This is a genomic window from Corallococcus sp. CA047B, from assembly GCF_003612065.1.
Taxonomy (GTDB): domain Bacteria; phylum Myxococcota; class Myxococcia; order Myxococcales; family Myxococcaceae; genus Corallococcus; species Corallococcus praedator.
The window spans coordinates 1-1,267 of the sequence record NZ_RAWD01000655.1 but is presented as its reverse complement, the minus strand read 5'-3'; the positions used below and the strand labels follow the sequence as shown (position 1 = coordinate 1,267).

Annotated in this window: 1 protein-coding gene and 1 pseudogene; one reads left to right on the top strand and one right to left on the bottom strand. The window is 67.6% G+C overall.

The window, feature by feature from the left end; all coding sequences use genetic code 11:
* Positions 1 to 852 (bottom strand): annotated as a pseudogene (locus D7X74_RS41970) (C48 family peptidase); the annotation flags it as partial.
* Positions 853 to 1,011: 159 nt separating this feature from the next.
* On the opposite strand from D7X74_RS41970, the gene D7X74_RS41965 reads away from it, so the two are divergent.
* Positions 1,012 to 1,267: hypothetical protein (locus D7X74_RS41965; RefSeq protein ID WP_147446915.1), on the top strand; the 256-nt coding region annotated here is incomplete at its 3' end.

Below are 1,267 nucleotides of genomic sequence, written 5' to 3'. Positions count from 1 at the left end.
GTCCTTCACCGGAGGGGCGGTGGGGTCCTTCAGCGGCGCGGAGGGCTTCTTCTTCGAAACGACCACGGGCGCGTCCAGCCCGATGGGCGCGTCCTCGGTGAGCTGCGGGAAGACCGCGCGCAGGTAGCAGGCGAAGTCGCGTCCCCGCTCGACGAAGGCCGCCGTGTAGGCCCCCGAACCCGTCAGCACCAGCATCATGGCGTTGTAGACGGCCCACCAGCCGCAGTCGCAGCCGCCTTCCTGCTGGGGGATGTCCACGAGGTCGATGAACTCGGCGTTCGGGAAGGAGGGCCGCAACAGGTGGGTGCTGTGGGTCGGGGTGACGAGCTGCCCTCCGGCGGACAGCAGGGTCTTGAAGGCCTGGGGGAGCGTGCGATTCGCGTTGAGCGGATCAATGAAGAAGACACGCGGACGGACGTTGTTCACCGCGATGTCGAGCGGGGTGACGTAGTTCGCCGGGATGCCGACGCAGGCGACCCAGTGCGAGCCTCCTGTCGCGCTCGCGTCGCGGCCAGAGCGGGCCTTGACGGCCGTGGTGTTGAGGATCATCACCACGGGCCTGCCGGGCTGCTGGTTCAGCACCCCGTTGTTGACGGCCACGCCTCCCTGGATCTGGTAGCCGCTGAGCTCCTTCGAATAGTTCACCCGCCCTTCCAAAGCGTTGTTCGCGTCGGCGCTGAGCGGCGAGAACACCGAGGACAGGTCCGGATCGATGATGTGCGCGACGTGGCCCAACTGCTGCGTGAGCGTCCGGCCAATGCCATAGCCTGTCGCCCAGTCGTTGGTGCGCCGCCGCTCGCCCGTCGGTCGTCGGATCTTCTGATGGAGGGCGGTCGCGAGGGCGTCAGGCATGTCGTCAACTAAACAATGAATTGCTGGTTTTTCAAGGTGCGGCGCGTGGACACCTCCTCGGCCGCGCCCGAAAAGAATCTTTAAACGCGCGGCGGTCCTCGGGGTTCTCCGGTCATTCAAGCCACAGGGCCCCTTGTCGGGTCCCCGGACGACGACCCCATGAAGACCGCTCACGCCGCGCTCGCCTCGCTGCTGCTTTCGTTGCTTTCGCTCACCGTGCCCAGGCTTGCCCATGCCGGGGAGGGCGGGCCCTCCGGGTCGCCCGGGTCCGTGCTCGACAGCCCGTCGTCGGGCCACCGGCTGGATGTGGGTTGCAGCTTCGGCTTCAACAACACCGGGGGCATGGGCTTCGTCCCGGGCTTCGGCCTGGACAGCGACGTGCGGCGGGTGGACTTCTTCTCGCTGGGCGCGGGGG